The organism is Methanobrevibacter woesei (assembly GCF_003111605.1).
GTDB lineage: Archaea > Methanobacteriota > Methanobacteria > Methanobacteriales > Methanobacteriaceae > Methanocatella > Methanocatella woesei.
Genome location: NZ_MZGU01000002.1, coordinates 110,875 through 131,249 on the forward strand (window position 1 = coordinate 110,875; position 20,375 = coordinate 131,249).

The following is a 20,375-nucleotide window of genomic DNA, read 5'->3' on the forward strand; positions in this document are numbered from 1 at the left end:
CCTCACCTATTATATTATTCAAAATTTAAATCATATTTTTAAAATTAATATAAAAATATACTTTTGCTTAGAGCAAATGAAAATTAAAATAGATATAATAATTATACTGTTCGCAGTATATAAAACTTTCTTAAGAAGTAATTATTTCTTCAAACCTTTAAGTTCAAATAACTTATTTCTAAGTTCAGCAGCTCTTTCAAAATCAAGATTAGAAGCAGCTTCCTTCATATCATTTTCTAAATCTTTAATAAGTAACCTAAGCTCATCTTGAGGGATTTTACTAATTTCATCCATAGATTTACCATATTTCTTAAGGTCTTCTCTTTTCTCTTTGAGATTACGTGTTGTAGATTTAGGAACAATACCATATTTTTCATTATATTTTAATTGAAGAGCTCTACGTTTATTTGTAATATCCATAGCATTCTGAACAGAATCAGTCATCTCATCAACATACATAATGACACGACCATTGACGTTCCTTGCAGCTCTACCAATTGTCTGAATAAGAGAAGTTTCATTTCTTAAAAATCCTTCCTTATCAGCATCTAAAATAGCTACTAAAGAAACTTCAGGCAAATCAAGACCTTCTCTTAAAAGGTTTACACCAACTAAAACATCAAAGGTTCCACGCCTTAAATCATCCACAATTTCAGTACGTTCCAAAGTATCAATTTCAGAGTGCATATACCTGACTTTAACACCTATTTTAGCATAATAATCTGTTAAATCCTCAGCCATTCTTTTAGTTAAAGTAGTAACAAGTATACGCTCATCTTTTTTAGCTACTTTTTGAACTTCACCAAGCAAATCCTCAACTTGACCTTTAACTGGCCTTATAATGATTTCAGGATCAACTAAACCAGTTGGACGAATAATCTGCTCTACAACATTTTTAGACCTGGATAATTCATACTGGCCAGGAGTAGCTGAAACATAGATGACTTTATCAAGTGCTGCTTCAAATTCATCAAATCTTAAAGGTCTGTTTTCTTTAGCTGAAGGCAATCTAAAACCATGCTCAACTAAAGTTTCCTTACGTGCCCTGTCCCCATTATACATTCCACGAACTTGAGGTACAGTTACATGAGACTCGTCAATAATGGTTAAAAAGTCATCAGGAAAATATTTAAGTAAAGAATAAGGAACATCTCCCCAGTCTCTTCCAGACAGATGCATGGAGTAATTTTCAACCCCTGCACAGTAACCCATTTCTCTTAACATTTCAATATCAAAACGGGTTCTCTGCTCAAGTCTCTGAGCTTCTAATAACTTATTTTGGAGATTTAATTCAGCTAGTCTTTCATCTAACTCATTAGATATTCTGCTGATAGCAGTATCCATCTTATCCTGACCTACGACGAAATGCTTTGCAGGGAAAATCATATATCTTTGCAAATCTTCAGTTTTTTTACCTGTGACCTTATCAATTTGACTAATAGCATCAATTTCATCACCGAACAACTCAATTCTTATTGGTGGTGTTCCATGAACTGGGTTAATCTCAATAATGTCTCCACGAACCCTGAATTGACCTCTGGCAAATTCAATATCATTACGTTCATACTGCATAAAAACTAGTCTTCTGATGATTTCACTTCTATCATAGATGTCTCCAACAGCTATTCCAAAAGCAAACTCACCATAATCTTCAGGAGAACCAATACCATAAATACATGACACACTAGAAACAACAATTACATCATCTCTTGATAGGAGAGACTGAGTAGCTGAATGTCTCATTATATCAATTTCTTCATTGATAGATGCTTCTTTATCAATAAAAGTATCAGTTCTTGGAACATAAGCCTCAGGCTGGTAATAATCATAATAACTTACAAAGTACTCAACTGCATTATCTGGAAAAAAAACCTTAAATTCTTCATATAGCTGAGCAGCTAATGTTTTATTATGAGAAATAACAAGAGTTGGTTTTTGGACTTTTTCAATAACATTAGCCATTGTAAAAGTCTTACCTGACCCTGTTACACCTAAAAGAGTCTGTTCCCTTGCACCATTATTAATACCATCAACTAAGGAGTTAATAGCCTTAGGTTGGTCACCTAATGGCTTATAAGGTGAATTAAGTTTAAATTTTTTCATCAAATCTTCCCAAGAGATTGTCTATTTGTCAACTGCAATATTAAAACTAATATGGAAATAATATGGTGCACAGCAAGGGATAACTTTTCTATTTCTTACTTTAAGAACACCAATATCTTTAAAAGCTTTTTCAATTTCACTTTGGATTTTTTTAACATTGTCATCATTGAAAACCCTTAAATTTCCTAAAAAGCTTGTATTTTTTGCAGTATTTAAAATAGCTATATCATCTACAACATAAGATTCATCATACTTTTTTAAAATTTCATTTGATTTGTCAATAAGTTCCTTTTTAATTGAATCTTTTGACATTGACATTTAAATTACCTCAAATATTCAGCTATTATTTTTGCAAGAGAAACCCGTGAAGTATCAGAGGATAAACTGTTGGTTGAGATAACACTACTAGCTCCAGCTTCATATATTCTTGTAGTAGCTGCATTAACAAGAATTGGATGAACACAACATACATCTACAGATTCAGCACCATATTGTTTTAAAATATTAATTGCATTAACAATAGTTCCACCAGTAGCTATAATATCATCAATAATAAATGCTTTTTTATCTTTAACAGAATCCACATTTACAGTTTCTTCAGATCCGCCTTCACATCTTACATCAACAATTCTAGTTTCCACTTTGTCTGGTCCAAGACGAACTTTAGAAAGGTATGTGCATTCACATTCTAAAATTTGTGCTATTTCTTGTGCAAATGGATAAGCACCTTTGTCAGGAGCAACAATTAAAGGTACACCATCAATATTCTCTTTAATATAATCAGCTATTGCTGGCATTGCAGAGAGAGTGGTAGCTGGAATGTCAAAGAAGTCAAGAACACATTTTTCATGAATGTTGAAAGTGATAAACTCATCAGCACCTGCAGATTCAATTAAGCTAGTTACAATCTTGGCTGAAATAGCTTCACCATCATTAAAACGTTTTTCTTGTCTAGCATAACCTAAATAAGGCACAATAACTCTAACCTTTTTAGCTCCTAAATCTTTAAGAGTTGAAATTAAAAATAAAAGTTCCATTAAATTTTCATCTTGTGGATAACCAGTAGATTGAATAATAGTAACTTCATCTTCAATAGAATCAGTAACTCTCAAATATCTTTCCCCATCTGGGAATTTTTTAGTTTCAACATGACATAACTTTTCATTAAGTTCATTTGCAACTTTAGCTGCAAGATCTTGGGAAGCAGAACCGCCTATAATCACATAAATCACCAAAATATTATAATAAATAACATTACATTATATGATTATTAAAATATAAATAAATTTACATTAAATTGATAAATAGCTGAAACTATTGAAAAATAGGATATATTTATTTAAAAAGAACAACATAAGAAAAATTATGAAAACCGCACTAAAACTAATCTTTGCTATAATAGTTGTAATTATTATAGTATTAGCTGGTTTAACTGTGACATCAAATGCATTAGTAATAGCTACTGATACAACCGAAGGAACTCCTGGTGTTGATATGGCAGCTGTTTGGACTTTATCTGATGGTTTTGAATGGATTTATCCTGGAAGTTCTCTTAATGCAGAAGGACAAACATTACATAACATCTATTTAGATGATCCTGACAGGCCTTATGACGCAGCAGCGGATATAATGGAATATACTTATAATATACGACCAAATGTTGTTGTAACCGTAAACAATGCAGCTGCAGAAAAGATATTTGGTGGAGATATTGTTTCAGATATTCGTGAATATGATTGGGGTCAAGGATATGACCGTGGTGTTGCAGTAGAACAAGCTATGGGAGATTTTAATATTAACTACTTAGCAATCCCAGAATGTATATTAACTGGAGATATTGCATTCCATTTTATTTAAAAATTTTTAATTTTACTTCTTTTTTATCTTTTAAAAAAAAAATAGCAACTTTTATTTAAAGATTAAAAGCTGCCCAATATGATAATACAAGACCAACAATTGAAAGTACTAATTGTATATAACCATGCTTTTTGATTTCTCTATCGCTAGACTGAAGCATGTAAAATGGTAGAAACAATCCAAAAAAGCCAATAAAGCTTATATGAGAATGTGAAAGGAGCAACTTAATAACAAGACCTCCCCATGCAAGAGCAATGGTTATAACATAAGAAAGTATAATAATATTTCTTTTTTGCCTGTCGTTTAAAGGCATTACAACATCAAACTGAGGAGTTTCCACTCCTTCTATAAGAGATGTTCCACATTTTGCACAAAAATTAAAGGAATCATCATTCTCATAACCACATTTAGTACATATTCTTGTCATATTAATCTTATTTTATATAGTTTATATTATCTGGAACTTCACGTTCAGGTGATTCAATTTGCACATCTGCTTCATATCCCATTAAAATAGCAGATACAGGTTTGAAACCTTCAGGAAGTTCTAATTTATCCAAATAACTTTCAGTTAAAGTTTGGATTGGAGAAATTGCATAACAAGTTCCTAATCCTAAATCAGTAGCTGCTAAAATCATTGTAGTTGCTGAACATGCAACATTGATTTGTGTAAAAGGAGTTTCAGGAGCAGATAAAACAATAACAGTTGGAGCACCATATAAAGGTTCATATCCTTCCATAGAAGCTCTTTCTTTCATAAAACCTTCACTAGCCAACATCATTTCTTTGGTTTTATCATTAATTTCTTTTAAGAGATCTTTATCCTGAATTACAGTTACATAGTAAGGACCTGCATTTGGAGCTTTATTTGCAACACTTAATACTTTTTGAAGCTCATCATCACTTATCTGTTCATCTTTATATCCTCTAATACTTGACCTTTTTTCAATTGCATCAAATGTTTCCATAATTATTACCTCGATTTTATAATAAGATTTAGGTTTATATAAAGTTCACTGATTTTCTAAAACCATAACCACTTCCATAAATCTTTCACCAGTGAAATCTTCATTAATAACTGTATCAACAAATTTAAAGCCTAATTTTTCAAGTACTCTTTTTGATTGAAAATTATCATTTCTAAAGGTTGCATATATCTTTTCAAGCTTTAAATCATCAAAACCATGTTTCAATAATTCAATTGAAGCTTCAACAACTAATCCTTCACCCCAAAATGGTTCTCCAATCCAGTATCCAAGCTCTCCACAGCCATCACCCCAGTAATGATTTCCATCAGGATGAATTAAAAGACCAATAGAACCAATAGCTTCACAATTTTTTGTTATTGCATAAGTCTCATTTTTAGCAAAAACAGTATTGATAATTTCCAAACTATCTTCAACACTTTTATGTGGAGGCCATCCCGCTATTGGACCAATTTTAGGATTTTGAGCATATTTATATAAATTTTCAGCATCCTCTTCCTCCCAAGGCCTTAAAACTAATCTTTCTGTTTTGATTATCATCAATTATCAAATATATTAATTTAAGTTATAAATAGCTATTTCAAAAGTTTGCTGATTCAATGCACAAAAATTACAGATTACAACATCTAAAAATTTGGATATTAACATATAAGTTGTTAAAATAATAATTTCACAATTAAAGATTATAACTTCATTAGTTATAGTTATTTTCAAATTTAAAGAGTCAATTTTGGATAAACTTGATTTATCAATCTTAAAAAGTCGTGAAGCCTTTAAAATTTCTATAAAAACAATTTGATTTTCATTATCAAAAATCAAAGAAATATTGGGATTTAAATTAAAATTTCTTTTAAAAATCCAATATTTAGTGTTAAAAATAATTAATACATCAGAAAATTCATCATAATCTAATTTAAACCTCATAAAATTAAATTAAAATGAAATAGAAGATATAATTTCCCTTATAAGAGAAATAAATATTTTAACTAAATAACAACATTTAATTAATTTAATAACAATATTTTGAATTATGAAAATTAAAGATGGAATTGTTGGATTTGTTGTAGGTGATGCATTAGGAGTCCCTGTAGAATTTGAATCCAGAAATAAACTTAAAGATTCACCAGTTACAGAAATGATTGGATATGGTACCTATCATCAACCAAAAGGAACTTTTTCAGATGATTCCTCAATGATATTGGCTACAATGGACAGCATTATAAAAAAGGGACATATTGATTATGAAGATATAATGGATTGTTTTAGTGAATGGTGTTATAATGGAAAATACACACCATTTGGAGAAACTTTCGATATTGGAATTACAACAAGAAAAGCAATAGCAAATTACACCAAAAATCCACCCCTAGAATGTGGAGAAAAAGATTTTAGAGATAATGGAAATGGATCTCTAATGAGAATTCTTCCAATAGCTTTTATGGATGTGAATAAAGAAACAATCAAAGAAATGTCCTCATTAACCCATGCACATGATATTTCTAAAACAGCTTGTGTTTACTACTGCTATTTAGTGAGAACCATTTTAGAAAATAGTGAAAAAACACTAAAGGAAAACATTCAGCTTACTAACAGTAAAATGAAAGAAATGTATAAAGATGATGATATTTTAAATATATTTGATAGTATTATAGATGAAAATATCTTTGATTTTTCTGAAGAAGATATTAAAAGCACAGGATATGTAGTTGATACATTAGAAGCAGTTATCTATTGTTTGCTAAATAATGACAACTATAAAGACACAGTGCTAGCTGCAGTAAATCTTGGAGGAGACACAGATACAATAGCTGCAATAGCTGGCGGAGTTGCAGGAATATACTATGGGTATGATTCAATACCAAAAGAATGGATTGATAGTATAACAAAAATCGACTATGTACTTGAGTTATGCGAGGAATTTGAAAAAGTGATTAAATGAATGTTGAAAAAACCATTGAAAATATCAGAGAAAAATGTGATAGCTATATCGACCCTGAACTCTTAGTTACAGCTATCAGCGATGATTATTATATGGGATCTAATGAGAATATAGGTGTTAAAAACCTGGAATTTGAAAATATCTTCATTAACCTTGGACTTTTAACTTTTGCACCAATAATCAATGAATGTGACATATATTCCTTTAAAGATAGCACTGTTAAGTTATCAACTGAAGAATTCAACAGCTATGAAGAGATAAAAGATGAATACTTTGGCATTTTAGTTAAAAAGAACAGCTGTGAATATATCATAGGAACCTGTGATGTTTGTGGCTGTAAAGTTGATTCGAAATTCACTCCACTTAATACAGATGGAGAATTATATAAAGAATTAGAAAAATTAGTTAATGAAGTTATAATTAAATGAATAGATGTACCTGTAAAAATAGAATAAACCTAAAATATAATTAATCTTTAATTAAAACAAAAACAAACACAATAATTTTAGATAGTTAATCAATAGCTATTAAAATTATTAACTCTTTTTTTAATTTAAATAAATGAAATCTAAATAGTAAAAAAATAAAAAAATAGAAAAAACCAACTTAGTTGTGAGTTGGTTTTGAAATAGATGAAGATACAGTATCAGAAACTTTATTTTTTAAAGCACTCATTTTTGAAAGTAAATTGTCTTTCTCAGTACTGTTAATAAGAATATTTTCTAAAACATCACTTAAAGTTTCAGTCGGAATGATTTCAATCATATCTTCATATTTTTTCTCAATCATTACATCTTTTAAGTTGGATTTAGGAATTAATACCTTTTTCAAACCTGATTCAGCAGCAGCTTCAATTTTAGCAGTTGCACCACCAATAGGCATTACATCTCCACGAACATTTAATGAACCAGTTAAAGCAACAGTTTGATCAATAGGAATATCCTCAACAGCTGAAATAACTGCAGCAGCTATTGATACACTAGCACTGTCCCCTTCAACACCATCATATGTTTGGATAAACTGAACGTGAATATCATAATCAGAAATATCCTTATCAGTATATTTCTTAATTAATGCACTTACATTTTGTACAGATTCCTGAGCAATTTCACCAAGTTTACCAGTAGCTATTATTTTTCCACCGTTTTTAGATAAGGATGGAGCAGCTTCAGCAGCAATAGGTGAAACAATACCACTTCTATCACCAAGAACAGCTAAACCATTAACCATACCAACTTTTCCACCTTCAGCATTAACCATACTGTATTCTTTTCTTTGGATAATTGATCTGTCAGCTATTTGCTGTTCAAGAGTTCTTGAGAATTTTTTAGCTTCAAGTACATGTTCCGCAGTTACTAAATCCGCACCATGTTCAATAGCTACATCTCCAGAAGACCTTACAAGTCCTCCTAACTCTCTTAATCTTAATGTTAAAGCGTTTTGTTTACCTGACCTACGTTTAGCCTCTAAGATAATTTCATCTAATGCATCTGGAGCGAAATGAGGAATTCTTCCATCATTTTTAACTTCCTGAGCTACAAACTGAACAAGTTTTTCCCTGTTTTCTTCAGTATCATCCATGGAATCTTTCATGAATACTTCATACCCATATCCACGAATCCTTGATCTCATAGCTATATGCATACCTTCAAGAACTTGAATGTTACCTGATGCTACAAGTACAAAGTCACATGGAGCTGCTTGTGATCTAACCATTGCTCCACTACTGTTTTCACTTTGACCAGTAATTGCATATTGTTTTTCTTGCATTGCTGATAAAAGTTCTTGTTGGGTCTTCATAGACATTGTACCAATTTCATCAATGTATAAAACTCCTCTGTTAGCTTTGTGAATCATTCCTGCTTCAACACGTTCATGTGCAGGAGTTCCAAGACCACCAGATTGGTATGGGTCGTGACGTACATCTCCAAGTAAAGCACCAGCATGTGCACCAGTTGCATCCATAAATGGAGCAAATCTTTTATCTTCATTATTAACAAGTAATTTTGGAGATAAAGTAGTGTTTCTTGGTTTTAATTGAATTGATATCAATAAAATTAAAGCACATGCGATAATTGATTCAAGTAATCTTCCATACATAAATCCAATAACAATAACTGCACCAATTGCAAACATGGTTAAAAGGTTTTTCTTTTCTTCATAACCTTTTGATGAAGCTTTAGTTGCTTGAACAATCTTTTTACCTTCACCTGCAGGGACAGTTCTAATTAAAGGATGATTTGAGTCCTCAGCATTAGGATAAATTAATACATCTTGTAGAGTCTCATGAGGTAAAATCTGTGCCATACCTTTAGCAAGCATGGATTTACCTACCCCTGGATCTCCTATAAGAAGCACATTCCTCCTTTGTTTTGCTGCTTTTTTAATTGTTTCAATTGACTCTTCATGTCCAATTACTTGATCAATTAATAATGGAGGAACATCAATATCTTTAGAACTTTTAATATTTGAATAATCTAACATAGGTTTAGTTTCTTCAGCCACTTCTTCAATAACTGGCTCTTTTTCTTTATTTTCTGATGAATCTATTTCTGATTCATTCACATTAACTTTCATAAAACAAACCTCTATTTCTTTTAATCATCATATCATTTATAATTAAATTCCTATACTATTTAAATATTATCTATATAAGAGTATAAAAAGCTTTCTATTTTAGTAAATTTTAGTAACTAAAACATTAACATTTGATAGTTGTACTAATTGAGTGCAAGAATTTAAAAACACATCTTTTTAGTAAATAAAATGATGAATAAATGTATTGCATACATGAATTCAAAAAAACATCTTTTAATATAAAAAATGGGATTTATTAATAGAAAAAAAACAGCCATAAATTTCTGTATTCGATAGTTATTTTATGGTTTCTAATTGATATACAGACAATACATCAGTATTTTGCTCTAACTTCACAGAAGAAGAATTCTTCATCATTGAAAACTAATAAATCTAGAATCCACTTATTCTATTATTATAATCCTAAAGCATATACTATAAAATCGATAATATTTAATTATTTTCAAGTAATTCACAAATTTTAAGAATTATATTTTTTGATTCAACCTTATGCGATGCTTATTAACTTCATCAACTAGATTAACATTTTTTAAATAATTAATTCTATCGTTTATTTCATCTTCACAAATTATAAAAAAAAGTCATTATCATAGAAACCATATTTATATCCTTTGCTTGGAATCTTTTAAATTTTTTAAATACATCTATGAAGAGCTTTTAATAATCTTTCCAAGGTTTGTTTTCACTGAAAATGCATCATACTCATTGGACTCATAATATTAAATGGCAAATTCCTCACTAATATACTATTCACCTTCAAATGGGAATAAAGGCATGTTAGATTTGGTATTTATTTTAATATTGGCATTAGTAAATTCCAAATTTCATTGAGCATATTTTTTAAATTGCATTTTTCTAAAATAATGTTTGTTGAACTGATTTAGTAGTTTTTTTAGTTTTTAAAGTATATAAATCATCTAAAAATTCTTCGAGATTTTCAACTTTTAAAGCATCTTGATTATTTTGCAATATAAATTCATTTCCATCATAAGATCCTTCCGGTCTTTCATCAGGAAGATAAGAGTAAATTTGTCTGTTATATTCATTTGCAAAATTTACTGTATGCATTGTTCCACTTTCAACCCCACATTCAACAACAAAAATAGCATCTGAAAATGCAGCTACAATTTTATCCCGTTCAACATAATTTCCTTTTTGAACTCTTGTTCCAGGTTCATATTCAGAGATTAAACATCCTCCAGTTTTAATAATTTCTTCAGCCAGATTCTTGTGTGAAGCCGGTTTAACATTAATAACATCACCTGGAAGAATGGCAATTGTAATTTTATTTTCATCAACTGTTGTTTGATGGGCAACTTTATCACAGCCCAAAGCTAAACCACTTACAACAACTCTATTAGTACTAACAATGTTTTTCACCAAATTTTGTTCAAATTCCTGACTTAATTTTGATGGTTTTCTTGTTCCTATAATTCCAATATTTGGTTTTGTTAATACATTAACATCCCCCCTAACATATAAAATCAAAGGTCTTTTATTTTCCATTACATTTAATTTTTTAGGATAATTTTCATCAAAAACTGTTATAATACCTATTTCGGAATTCAAAAGGTCATCATATAACCTTTCAGCATTATCCATAGCTTTTTTAATTTCCTCAGTTGAGAATTTAGAATTCAATTCTACTTCTGAAGCTAAATCATAAAAGTCATCTGAATTTTTAAGCATATTCCAATATGTTTTATATATAGTTGCCTTCCCGACTCCTTTAAGACTATTTAAGAATAATATTTCTTTAAGTTTAATCATTAATATCACCATACTGTTTTAAATAATGCGAATTTGTAGATATTTTCTTTTTTAACCCCATTATTAATTAATATGTCTTCACAAACATTCATTATTGTTCCTCTTGTCGATACATCATCCAATATAATAAAAGCCACATCATCCTCATTTAATATATTATTTTTTTCATGAGCAATAGAGTTTATATGTTGAATATAACTTACACGTTTATTTTTATGAGATGTATCAACATCAATAACTCTTTTTAATAAATTTCCACAATTTATAATTTCTTTTTTGCAATTAAATTCTGACCTAGCTTTACCCTCATTATACCATTTTTCAATAATGTTAATACTTTCTTTTACTGTTGCAAGATTATCTCTTTCAACTGTAGATGATGGTACACTTACTAAAGCTAATTTATTAAATTTAACATCAATTATCAGGTTTGATAACTCTGAAATTGCTTCCATTAATTTTGTTGTGAAATAATTAAATTCTTCTTTATGTATATTTGGAATTTCTTTATTATAATCTTTATATGCCCATATTTTTTTATTTTCATGTCTTTTATATTTATCATAGTCAAATAAATAATAAACACCAAATTGCTTTTTAATATTATCCGAAACAAATCTTGAATTTTCCATATCCAAATCAACAATTAAATCGATGATATAATTTGGAATAAAGTTATTATGAATAATGTCTTTAGTAATGCTTTTTAAAATTCCTTCATCTAGAATATATGTTGTACAATAATCATGCTCTGATGTAATTGGTCTTTGTAACGGCTCCATTAAATTTATAATTTGTTTATAGGAATACCAATTACATCTTTTTTCTTTATATTTTGATCTTTCATTATTTGGATAACTATGTTGTTTCACAATAATTTGAAATTTACATTGATTATATGGAAATTCTATTCCATCTTCTAAAAAATCAGTAACCATAACAGAATTAAAACTCTCACTAAATTTTTTAAATTGTTTATAATACTTAGAATCACTATAAGTTAATAATCTCTGACTTTTAATTTCTCCCATTATCTCCTCAGAATACCGGCGGTGATTTGTGAGAATTAATCCTTTTTCAGTATTATGTCTTTCCAATATATTCTTTATAAGAGGGATTAATAAACTTAAATTATTATTCTGCATGTTAACAGTTTTTCTTGCATAGATTTTGTTTTTATCTGAATTAACTGGTAAGTTATAATGAATAAATTTTATTTGAGAACTATCAAGCCCTAATTCAGTAGCAAATAATTCAAAATCAAGAATTGATGAACTAATTAAAATGCAAGTTTTACTTTTACTAAAATAATACTCATTTGCAAGATTTCCAATATTTAATGGATAAAATGATAATCGATTATAATAATAATAACTATCATCATATGAACAAATCCAATTTTTAGGATTTTCCTTAATGCATTTAACTACTCTTTTAATTTTTTCATCATCTAATGATAAATAATTAATAAAATCAATCCAAAGAGTGTAATCCTTCTCAGGTAAATCTTTAACTTTGCATTTGAAATTATTTATTAATTTATTATAATTGGATAAATCGATAGTGTAAGAAAATAAATTAATAATATTTTCATCTAGTCTATGAGCATCATCAATAATTAATATATTACTTTTTTCAATGTTTTCAAAATCATCCAAGAACTTTATTTGATTTGTAAGATGAATATTAAAATTTTTTCTTAATTGATATTTCCTGTTATATCTCATCTGAGACTTTTCATTAGCAGTTAAAATAATAGAACTTTCAAAATTATTCGCTAATTGAACAACAGTATCTGAATTCTTATGATTTGCTTCTAAAACAATGAATTTATACCCTTCTTTAACTGAATCCAAAATTTCAGATAGTATTTTTTCTTGGAAGTTAGACGACTGTGGAGGAATAATTTTTGGAATAATTTTTTCTTTATTAGATTTTAATCTGTTACTATATTTTCTATTAGGTATGAAAACTTTTTGCGGAGAATCAGCTTTAACTTCTTTATCTATTTTATGATCTTTATTTTTATCTGTTTTATTAAAATATCCGCAAATACAATTACTTTTAAGCATACCACAATTCGGACAAAACATAAATCTCATAATTACCTCCACTTATCAAGAACAGATAATATAATTTGTACAATGTTTCTCAATGAATAAAATTAAAATTATTATCCATAATTTTATTATTTTACATTATAATTAGCACTTCTATAATAATATTGTTAATTAGTTATTATTTTGTTATGAAATATATATTTTATTAAATAATTTACTATATTCTCATAATCTAAATAACCATAGTTAGACAGGTAATGCACCCTCATATTTTTCTAAATTAATAAAACTATGGCATTTGATGATAAATAATTCTATTAAAAAAAAAAAACATTTCAAATAAAATATTGATGGCTTTAAAGGAAATAAACGAAATAAATCTTAATTTATAGCAAGAAATCACCATTATTTCATAAAATCTGATAAAGTAAAATTGATAATTAATTATATAACCTTTAAAAATTAAAAGTATAGAAAGTATTAAAAAATTAACTTCAAATGCGTGTTTATATGGTAAATTGTATAATGGTTCAAGGAACTTCATCAAATGCAGGAAAAAGTGTGCTAGTAGCTGCACTTTGTAGAATCTATAAAAATAAAGGATATAATGTAGCTCCTTTTAAATCTCAAAATATGTCTTTAAACTCCTATACAACAAAAGAAAATGGAGAAATCGGAATAGCTCAAATGTTACAAGCTGAAGCAGCTAAAGTAGAACCAAGCGTACATATGAATCCAATTCTTTTAAAACCAAAAGGAGAATTTACATCAAATGTAATAATACAGGGAAAATCAATTGGAGATATGGATTTCTACAAATATCAACATGAATACCATGATGAAGCACTAAAAGCCATTAAAGAATCATTGTCCATATTAGAAAAAGAATATGATGTAATTATCATTGAAGGTGCAGGATCACCAGCTGAAATAAACATGCGTAAAGAAGACTTGGCTAATATGGAAATTGCACATTTAGCTAATGCAAATGTAATTTTAGTAGCTGACATTGAAATGGGAGGGGTATTTGCAGCTATTGCAGGAACTTATGCACTTCTTGATGATCATGACAGAAGCAGACTAAAAGCTACTGTAATTAATAAATTTAGAGGAAATCTTGATATTTTAAAGCCAGGAATTGATAGAATTGAAGAAATCACTGAACAGCCTGTTTTAGGAGTCTTACCTTATGATGAAAGTTTAAGACTACCTGAAGAAGACTCCGCATCCCTTACAACACACGTATTTGATGAAAACAAAGATATTACAATAGGCGTAATCAGACTTCCAAAAATATCCAATTTTACAGATATAGATCCCTTTGAATATGAAGAGGATGTTGGAATTAAGATGATTAACATAAATGATGATATTGGTGATGTTGATGCATTGATAATTCCAGGAACACGTAACTCAACAGAAGATGCATATGAACTATTTGAAAGTGGAATTGCAGAAAAAATCATTGAAAAATCAAAGGAAATACCAGTTGTTGGAATCTGTGGAGGCTTGCAGATACTTGGTGATAAAATTATTGATGAATCTAAAAAAGAATCATCAATTGGTACAATAAAAGGATTAGGGCTTTTAAATATCATATCACAATTTGAAAAATCAGATAAAATTGTAAAACAATCAGTTGGTAAAATTTCTGAAAATTTAAAAGGTATCAGCTTAGAAATATTTAAAAATATTCTTGGTGAAGAAGTTACAGGCTATGAAATCCATGAAGGAAGAACAAAAGTAGGTAATAATGCTTTACCATTAATAAATGTTGAAAAAGGCCTTGGAAATGATGATGAAATGATGGTAGATGGAGCTAGTGAAGGTAATGTTTTTGGAACTTACTTCCATGGAATATTCCACAACTACAACTTTAGAAGAGAATTTTTAAATTATTTACGTTCCAAAAAAGGTTTTGAAGTTAAAAATGGAGCAGATCCCTATGAAACACAAAAAGATTACTCCTTAAATAGAATAGCTGAAATTGTAGAAGAAAATTTAGATATGGATATTATTGATGATTTACTTTTTAAAAGAAGATAGAAGAGCTAAAAAGCTCCTCCACCTCCACCACCAGAACCTCCTCCAACACCACCCGGACTGTCTGGACTTACTGTAGAAGATGCAGTTGAAAATGATGAAGCAAAAATCATATAACCACCATAGAAACGGAATCTATATAATTCATCATCATCTATGTAAGATTCAGGAACTAATTCCTTCATTGCTTTTTGAACATTATCTGCTACTCCTAAAGCAGTTGCATAAACTAAATATTTATTCCAGATAACAATAGACTCTGGAGGATATTCCTTAATTAATGAGAAATCATTTAGATACTTTTTAAAATTATCCCATTGCTTATGTTTTAACATTCCTTCTTCTGTCCATCTTCCTGCAAATGTATTCGGAAGGAACAGGCAGATTACAGAAATTATAATTAATGGAGCCATTGTATAATAAATTAAATAACTAAAATCAAGGACAAAAGTAACTATAGATAAAATAATAGCTACAGCTAGTCCAATAATTGCAGAAACTAGCATATAAATATATCCATTATCATCAAATAACTCATCCATAATAGGTTCAACATGCAATGCTTTAAAATCAGATTTAAACAAATTAAAGTCATCTAAAAATGCCTGTGCACGCATTGATGATGAAAGTTGACCTTCAATTGAGTTTAAATCAATAACGCCATCTACTTCAAAGCCTCTAATTAATCTAATGACATCTCTTTCATAATCTTCAAGTTCAGAAGGATTATACTTGTCAGTGAGCTTTAAATTTAATTTATTATCCTCATCACTGAAAGATAATATTTTTCTATCAATTAAATCCATAATAACTGCTTGGAAACCATCTTCATTGATTGTACCAACATTACCTTTACCATACATTGCATTAACAATTAAAGGAGCATCATCGCTTGGAGGCTCTCTTTCATAAATACCATTGTAATTAACCTTAGGTTCCCTACCAAACTTCACATAAACTCCAACAAAACATATAATGAATAAGACTAATAATCCAGGAGCTATTAAAGATAATGCATTATTTAAATCTGATTTAAATGCTTCACCATCTTGGATTTTATGAATTTCACTTAATCCTGGTTCATCTATATGTCTTGCATATTCAGCATTTGAAAACTCGGATAAAGGAATAGCTGATCTAAATTCCAAATATTCACTAGAATACAATTGATTTGATTCAATGTTTAAAATATTGCCATTCCAAGACTGATTCACCTGAGCATTAAAAGGATTTATCCAATATTCAACACCAGCATCTGATGGGAACTGAATATGTGCAGAGAATTCTCTTGCATTTTGATCCCATTCATCACCCCATAATTTAAACTGGACTTCACCAGTGTCAGAATAAATCTTTGTGACATTAGCCATGTCATAACTGATAAAAACAGAAACAGATGTGTCTCTAATTGGCTGTGTCATTGCAGCATCACTATATAAATAGACTTTAATCTCTTTACCATCATCAGTATCTAAAAGTTCATAAGTCCCATAAATTCCATTTGATAGTGAAATTTCAATATTATCGATTGATTCTCCTTCTTTTAAAGGAATATCTCGATAAATACCATTAAATTCTCCATTAAAATTATAAGAAATAAATTCATTAATATGAAGCAATCCATTAGGCAATATATCTAAAAATATATCATAATCCTCAATAGAGTAATCTCTATCTTCTGCAAAAACTGGTGTAAGAGATGAAAATAAAATTAGAGAAATAAATAATATTCCTAAAATTTTTTTATTGAACATTTTTATCTCCTAAAACCATTAGAATTTAACTTTAGGTGCTTCGGCAGCACTTTCATCAGCTTCAAAGAAATCAGCCTGATTAAATTTAAATAAACTAGCTATTATATTACTTGGAAACATCTCACATTGATTATTATACATTAATACAGTGTCATTATAAAATTGTCTTGCATAAGCAATTTTATTTTCAGTTTCAGTTAGTTGATTTTGTAAATCTAAGAAGTTTTGATTAGCTTTTAAATCAGGATAACTTTCAGCAACTGCAAATAAAGATTTTAAAGTATCAGTTAATATATTATTTGCATTAGCTGCTTCTTTAACAGAAGAAGCATTCATAAGCCCTGCTCTTGCCTCTGTAACTTCTGTTAAAACACTTTGTTCATGAGATGCATAACCTTTAACAGTTTCAACAAGATTTAAAATTAAATCTGCACGTCTTGTAAGTTGTACATCAATTTGAGACCATGAATTTTTAACTTTGTTTCTTCCACCAACTAAATCATTATATAGCTTAACAATGTAAGCTACAACAGCAATAATAATTATAACCAAAATTATTGTAAAAATCATAATTACCACCTAAAAAGAAGAAAAACTAAAATAATAACTATTTAAATTAAAATAAAAAATAAAAAAAGAAAGAAAAAAGGAAATTAAATCCTTAGTTTCTGTTTACACTGAAAATATGTACAGCAGCAGTACCTCCAGTACCACCAATGTTATGAGTCATACCTATTTCAGCACCGTCTACTTGACGTTTACCTGCGTCTCCTCTTAATTGCCATACAACTTCAGCAGCTTGAGCAATACCTGTAGCACCAAGTGGGTGTCCACGTGCTTTAAGACCTCCAGAAGTGTTTATTGGATGATCACCATCAATTTCTGTTTGTCCTTCTTCAATAGCGATTCCACCTTTACCTTTTTCTGCAAATCCTAAATCTTCAACTGCTAAAAGACCATTAATTGAGAAACAGTCATGTACTTCAGCTAAATCAATATCATTTACACCTACACCAGCCATTTCATAAGCTTTTCTAGATGCAACTTTAGTTGACTCAATAGTAGTTATATCTTTTCTATCATGTAATGCAATAGTTCCAGATGCTTGAGCAGATGCTCTTACATAGATTGGAGTATCAGTATATTTTTTAGCATCTTCTGCAGGAACCATAATAACCGCAGCAGCACCATCAGAAACAGGTGAACAATCTAAAAGAGTTAATGGATCAGCTACCATAGTAGAGTTGATAACTTTGTCCACAGTTGTTTCAAATTGGAATTGTGCATTAGGATTGTGTTTAGCATTTTTGTGGTTTACAACAGAAAATTGAGCTAATTGTTCCCTAGTAGTTCCATATTCATACATATGTCTTTTAGCTATCATTGCATATAATGATGGGAAAGTAGCTCCTTGTTGTGCTTCCCATTCTTGATCAGAAGCAGTAGCAATAGCTGGAGTTGCATCAACAATATCAGTCATTTTTTCAACTCCTGCAGAAATTACTACATCATGATAACCAGATGCAACAGCCATAATTCCTTGTCTTAAAGCAAGACCACCAGATGCACAAGCAGCTTCAACTCTTGTAGTTGGAATTGGATTAAGACCTGTGTGATCTGAAATAAGGGCAGCAATGTGTTCTTGATCTACAAATAAACCAGAAGACATGTTTCCTACATACATTGCTCCAATATCATTACCTTCAACATTTGCATCTTCAATAGCTTTAATACCAGCTTCAGCAATTAAATCTCTGAAAGAAGAGTCCCATAACTCACCAAATTTAGTTTGTGAAACTCCTACAATTGCGACATCTCTCATAAATATATCCCCTAATAAATATTACATTTTAATTTTACCTTTGTATTTAGCATAAACTGCATAATCAACATATTTTTTATTATCGATAATTTCTTGAGTTTTAGGAGCTAAATCTCTTTTTTCTGTAATTTCGTCAGTTACAGTTATTGTGAATCCATCACTACCAGCACCAGAACCATAGGATACAACAAATATTTCATCACCAGGTTCAGCATGGTCTAAGATATTGGATAAACCTAATGGAACTGCTCCAGAATAAGTGTTTCCTATATTTGGAGTTAAAAGTCCATATTTAAGTTGATCAGAGTTAAATCCTAAGATTTTACCTGCTCTTAAGTAAAATTTACCATTAGGCTGATGGAAACAAGCATGATCATAGTCTTCAGCTGAAGTGCCAGTTTTTTCAAATAATCCTTTAGCTGCACTTAATACATGTTTAAAGTATGCAGGTTCACCAGTAAATCTTCCACCATGAGAAGGATAATCTTGACCTTCTCTTCTGTAGAAATCAGGAGTATCTGTAGTATAACTATAAGTAGCATTAATATCTGCAATAGTGTTTTCTTTTCCTATAATGTATGCTGCACCTCCAGCAGATGCAGTGTATTCTAATGCATCTCCAGGTGCACCTTGAGAAGTATCAGCACCAATAGCTAATGCATATTCCATCATACCAGAATCAACAAGTCCCATAGACATTTGAATACCAGCAGTTCCTGCTTTACATGCAAATTCTAAATCTGCAGCAGTTAATTCAGGAGAAGCTCCAACAGCTTCTGCAACAATAGTAGCTGATGGTTTTACTGCATAAGGATGAGATTCAGAACCAACATATACAGCACCTATTTTTTTTGGATCGATTCCAGCTCTTGCTAAAGCATATCTAGCAGCTGTTACTGCAATAGTAACAGTATCTTCATCAGCAGAAGGTACGGATTTTTCATTTACAACTAATCCTCTTGATAAAGCAACAGGGTCATCTCCCCATACTTTTGCAATTTCTTCTACTTTAATTCTATATGAAGGCACATGTGCCCCATATCCAACTATACCTACCATTAAATCACCGTTTAATATGTTAAAATAGTTTTTTTGTTCTAAAAAATTATTTATTAATTTTATTATATGTTGTTATGTATTATATAAAAGTAACTACAATATAATATTTTTTTAAGAAAATAAGGAAAAATAGTTGGATTTTCTAGATAATAATAAAAAAAATAAGTTTATATAAAAACAGTAATGAATGCAGTTGCCGGGATTCGAACCCGGGTTGTAGGCTTGGAAGGCCCAAGTAATAACCAGACTATACCACAACTGCAAAATGCGGCGTCCGGGATTCGAACCCGGGTCTCTAACGTGGCAGGCTAGAGTCTTAACCAGGCTGGACTAACACCGCATCAGAATAAAACAGCATACATACTATTTATTTTAATGATATAT

At 29.7% G+C, this 20,375-nt stretch carries 18 protein-coding genes and 2 tRNA genes; 4 read left to right on the forward strand and 16 right to left on the reverse strand.

What is annotated here, in order from left to right:
- Positions 1–141: 141 nt before the first annotated feature.
- The 3 genes from uvrB to MBBWO_RS00880 are packed head-to-tail and all read right to left on the reverse strand — an operon-like array spanning position 142 to position 3,326.
- Positions 142–2,103, reverse strand: coding sequence for an excinuclease ABC subunit UvrB (gene uvrB, locus MBBWO_RS00870; RefSeq protein ID WP_116668998.1), 1,962 nt, complete (start codon positions 2,101–2,103; stop codon positions 142–144).
- Between the two features lie 21 nt (positions 2,104–2,124).
- On the reverse strand, positions 2,125–2,421 hold the full coding sequence (locus MBBWO_RS00875; protein WP_243408446.1) for a hypothetical protein: 297 nt from the start codon (positions 2,419–2,421) through the stop codon (positions 2,125–2,127).
- A 5-nt stretch (positions 2,422–2,426) separates the two neighbouring features.
- Positions 2,427–3,326 carry a ribose-phosphate diphosphokinase gene (locus MBBWO_RS00880; RefSeq protein ID WP_116668999.1) on the reverse strand — a complete coding sequence of 300 codons (900 nt, stop codon included), beginning with the start codon at positions 3,324–3,326 and terminating at the stop codon, positions 2,427–2,429.
- Between the two features lie 142 nt (positions 3,327–3,468).
- On the opposite strand from MBBWO_RS00880, the gene MBBWO_RS00885 reads away from it, so the two are divergent.
- A complete protein-coding gene (locus MBBWO_RS00885) occupies positions 3,469–3,960 on the forward strand; it encodes a hypothetical protein (RefSeq protein WP_116669000.1) in 492 nt (163 codons plus the stop codon).
- A 55-nt stretch (positions 3,961–4,015) separates the two neighbouring features.
- On the opposite strand, the gene MBBWO_RS00890 is transcribed toward MBBWO_RS00885, so the two are convergent.
- From MBBWO_RS00890 to MBBWO_RS00905, 4 genes are read right to left on the reverse strand one after another with little or no spacing between them, the layout of a single operon-like run.
- Positions 4,016–4,387: a zinc ribbon domain-containing protein gene (locus tag MBBWO_RS00890; protein WP_116669001.1), complete on the reverse strand. Its 372-nt coding sequence runs from the start codon at positions 4,385–4,387 to the stop codon at positions 4,016–4,018.
- Between the two features lie 7 nt (positions 4,388–4,394).
- On the reverse strand, positions 4,395–4,928 hold the full coding sequence (locus MBBWO_RS00895) for a nitroreductase family protein (RefSeq protein WP_116669002.1): 534 nt from the start codon (positions 4,926–4,928) through the stop codon (positions 4,395–4,397).
- A gap of 45 nt (positions 4,929–4,973) precedes the next feature.
- The gene (locus MBBWO_RS00900; RefSeq protein ID WP_116669003.1) at positions 4,974–5,486 is read right to left on the reverse strand and encodes a GNAT family N-acetyltransferase; all 513 of its coding nucleotides are present in this window, start codon (positions 5,484–5,486) and stop codon (positions 4,974–4,976) included.
- 15 nt (positions 5,487–5,501) lie between these two features.
- On the reverse strand, positions 5,502–5,870 hold the full coding sequence (locus MBBWO_RS00905; RefSeq protein ID WP_116669004.1) for a hypothetical protein: 369 nt from the start codon (positions 5,868–5,870) through the stop codon (positions 5,502–5,504).
- 106 nt (positions 5,871–5,976) lie between these two features.
- Here MBBWO_RS00905 and MBBWO_RS00910 point away from each other — a divergent pair, with 106 nt between their 5' ends.
- Both MBBWO_RS00910 and MBBWO_RS00915 read left to right on the forward strand, forming a co-directional pair.
- Positions 5,977–6,885, forward strand: coding sequence for an ADP-ribosylglycohydrolase family protein (locus MBBWO_RS00910; protein ID WP_116669005.1), 909 nt, complete (start codon positions 5,977–5,979; stop codon positions 6,883–6,885).
- Positions 6,882–7,313 (forward strand): hypothetical protein, encoded by a 432-nt coding sequence (locus MBBWO_RS00915; RefSeq protein WP_116669006.1) that lies wholly within the window; start codon positions 6,882–6,884, stop codon positions 7,311–7,313. Before MBBWO_RS00910 ends, MBBWO_RS00915 begins: the two co-directional genes overlap by 4 nt.
- 178 nt (positions 7,314–7,491) lie before the next feature.
- Here the strand turns inward: MBBWO_RS00915 and lonB are convergent, their stop codons facing one another.
- The 3 genes from lonB to MBBWO_RS00930 all read right to left on the reverse strand — a co-directional run bounded on the left by lonB (position 7,492) and on the right by MBBWO_RS00930 (position 13,355).
- Entirely contained in the window at positions 7,492–9,462 is a 1,971-nt protein-coding gene (lonB, locus tag MBBWO_RS00920; protein ID WP_116669007.1) for an ATP-dependent protease LonB, read from the reverse strand.
- 876 nt (positions 9,463–10,338) lie between these two features.
- Positions 10,339–11,253, reverse strand: a complete 915-nt coding sequence (locus MBBWO_RS00925; RefSeq protein WP_165807903.1) for a DNA-processing protein DprA — start codon at positions 11,251–11,253, stop codon at positions 10,339–10,341.
- Between the two features lie 5 nt (positions 11,254–11,258).
- Complete coding sequence (locus tag MBBWO_RS00930) at positions 11,259–13,355, reverse strand: P-loop NTPase family protein (RefSeq protein WP_116669009.1); 2,097 nt, start codon at positions 13,353–13,355, stop codon at positions 11,259–11,261.
- A 468-nt stretch (positions 13,356–13,823) separates the two neighbouring features.
- Here MBBWO_RS00930 and cobQ point away from each other — a divergent pair, with 468 nt between their 5' ends.
- Positions 13,824–15,359 carry a cobyric acid synthase CobQ gene (cobQ, locus tag MBBWO_RS00935; RefSeq protein ID WP_116669010.1) on the forward strand — a complete coding sequence of 512 codons (1,536 nt, stop codon included), beginning with the start codon at positions 13,824–13,826 and terminating at the stop codon, positions 15,357–15,359.
- 5 nt (positions 15,360–15,364) lie between these two features.
- Here the strand turns inward: cobQ and MBBWO_RS00940 are convergent, their stop codons facing one another.
- From MBBWO_RS00940 to MBBWO_RS00965, 6 genes are all read right to left on the reverse strand, one after another.
- Positions 15,365–17,110, reverse strand: a complete 1,746-nt coding sequence (locus MBBWO_RS00940) for a DUF2207 domain-containing protein (RefSeq protein ID WP_116669011.1) — start codon at positions 17,108–17,110, stop codon at positions 15,365–15,367.
- 18 nt (positions 17,111–17,128) lie between these two features.
- Positions 17,129–17,680 (reverse strand): LemA family protein, encoded by a 552-nt coding sequence (locus tag MBBWO_RS00945; RefSeq protein WP_116669012.1) that lies wholly within the window; start codon positions 17,678–17,680, stop codon positions 17,129–17,131.
- Positions 17,681–17,771: 91 nt separating this feature from the next.
- Positions 17,772–18,932 (reverse strand): acetyl-CoA acetyltransferase, encoded by a 1,161-nt coding sequence (locus MBBWO_RS00950; protein WP_116669013.1) that lies wholly within the window; start codon positions 18,930–18,932, stop codon positions 17,772–17,774.
- Positions 18,933–18,953: 21 nt separating this feature from the next.
- Complete coding sequence (locus tag MBBWO_RS00955) at positions 18,954–19,991, reverse strand: hydroxymethylglutaryl-CoA synthase (protein WP_116669014.1); 1,038 nt, start codon at positions 19,989–19,991, stop codon at positions 18,954–18,956.
- Positions 19,992–20,179: 188 nt separating this feature from the next.
- Positions 20,180–20,253: transfer RNA gene (locus MBBWO_RS00960), tRNA-Gly, on the reverse strand.
- 4 nt (positions 20,254–20,257) lie between these two features.
- Positions 20,258–20,331, reverse strand: a tRNA-Gly gene (locus tag MBBWO_RS00965).
- Positions 20,332–20,375 lie beyond the last annotated feature (44 nt).

What these genes read in the sequence shown, in the direction of transcription:
- uvrB (WP_116668998.1), bottom strand. Translation starts at nt 2,103, where the DNA reads ATGAAAAAATTTAAACTTAATTCACCTTATAAGCCATTAGGTGACCAA.
- MBBWO_RS00875 (WP_243408446.1), bottom strand. Translation starts at nt 2,421, where the DNA reads ATGTCAATGTCAAAAGATTCAATTAAAAAGGAACTTATTGACAAATCA.
- MBBWO_RS00885 (WP_116669000.1), top strand. Translation starts at nt 3,469, where the DNA reads ATGAAAACCGCACTAAAACTAATCTTTGCTATAATAGTTGTAATTATT.
- MBBWO_RS00890 (WP_116669001.1), bottom strand. Translation starts at nt 4,387, where the DNA reads ATGACAAGAATATGTACTAAATGTGGTTATGAGAATGATGATTCCTTT.
- MBBWO_RS00895 (WP_116669002.1), bottom strand. Translation starts at nt 4,928, where the DNA reads ATGGAAACATTTGATGCAATTGAAAAAAGGTCAAGTATTAGAGGATAT.
- MBBWO_RS00900 (WP_116669003.1), bottom strand. Translation starts at nt 5,486, where the DNA reads ATGATAATCAAAACAGAAAGATTAGTTTTAAGGCCTTGGGAGGAAGAG.
- MBBWO_RS00905 (WP_116669004.1), bottom strand. Translation starts at nt 5,870, where the DNA reads ATGAGGTTTAAATTAGATTATGATGAATTTTCTGATGTATTAATTATT.
- MBBWO_RS00910 (WP_116669005.1), top strand. Translation starts at nt 5,977, where the DNA reads ATGAAAATTAAAGATGGAATTGTTGGATTTGTTGTAGGTGATGCATTA.
- MBBWO_RS00915 (WP_116669006.1), top strand. Translation starts at nt 6,882, where the DNA reads ATGAATGTTGAAAAAACCATTGAAAATATCAGAGAAAAATGTGATAGC.
- lonB (WP_116669007.1), bottom strand. Translation starts at nt 9,462, where the DNA reads ATGAAAGTTAATGTGAATGAATCAGAAATAGATTCATCAGAAAATAAA.
- MBBWO_RS00925 (WP_165807903.1), bottom strand. Translation starts at nt 11,253, where the DNA reads ATGATTAAACTTAAAGAAATATTATTCTTAAATAGTCTTAAAGGAGTC.
- MBBWO_RS00930 (WP_116669009.1), bottom strand. Translation starts at nt 13,355, where the DNA reads ATGAGATTTATGTTTTGTCCGAATTGTGGTATGCTTAAAAGTAATTGT.
- cobQ (WP_116669010.1), top strand. Translation starts at nt 13,824, where the DNA reads ATGGTAAATTGTATAATGGTTCAAGGAACTTCATCAAATGCAGGAAAA.
- MBBWO_RS00940 (WP_116669011.1), bottom strand. Translation starts at nt 17,110, where the DNA reads ATGTTCAATAAAAAAATTTTAGGAATATTATTTATTTCTCTAATTTTA.
- MBBWO_RS00945 (WP_116669012.1), bottom strand. Translation starts at nt 17,680, where the DNA reads ATGATTTTTACAATAATTTTGGTTATAATTATTATTGCTGTTGTAGCT.
- MBBWO_RS00950 (WP_116669013.1), bottom strand. Translation starts at nt 18,932, where the DNA reads ATGAGAGATGTCGCAATTGTAGGAGTTTCACAAACTAAATTTGGTGAG.
- MBBWO_RS00955 (WP_116669014.1), bottom strand. Translation starts at nt 19,991, where the DNA reads ATGGTAGGTATAGTTGGATATGGGGCACATGTGCCTTCATATAGAATT.